Annotated in this window: 1 protein-coding gene; it reads left to right on the top strand. The window is 78.0% G+C overall.

Going from position 1 to position 409, the window contains the following annotated elements; translation table 11 throughout:
• On the top strand, nucleotides 1-409 hold a 409-nt coding region (locus AOK11_RS45530; RefSeq protein ID WP_240497544.1), incomplete at both ends, for an ROK family protein.

The following is a 409-nucleotide window of genomic DNA, read 5'->3' as shown; positions in this document are numbered from 1 at the left end:
TCCGTCGTCGCGGCCGGCGCCGACCTGCTCCGGGAGACCGGACGCCGATGTGTCGGAGCAGGGCTCGCCGTGCCGTCCGCGATGGCCGAACCCGAAGGGCTGGCCCTCAACCCGATGCACCTGGCGTGGCCCGCGGGGGCCCCGGTCCGGGAGATCTTCGCCGAACACCGGCACGGCGCCGGGCGTGGCGCGCGCGACCTGCTGTGCGTGGCCACCGGCCACCGGGGGGTCGGCGGCGCGCTGGTGCTCGACGGCCGCCTGCACACCGGCAGTTCCGGCCTCGCCCTGGAGGTCGGCCACGTCCCCGTCAACCCCGGCGGCCGCCCCTGCCACTGCGGCAGCCGGGGCTGTCTGGACGTGGAGGCGGACCCGCTGGCCTTCCTCACCGCGGCCGGACGCGAACCCGGCC

Source organism: Streptomyces hirsutus, from assembly GCF_001418415.1.
Taxonomy (GTDB): domain Bacteria; phylum Actinomycetota; class Actinomycetes; order Streptomycetales; family Streptomycetaceae; genus Streptomyces; species Streptomyces hirsutus.
This window is presented reverse-complemented; position numbering and strand designations above follow the sequence as displayed.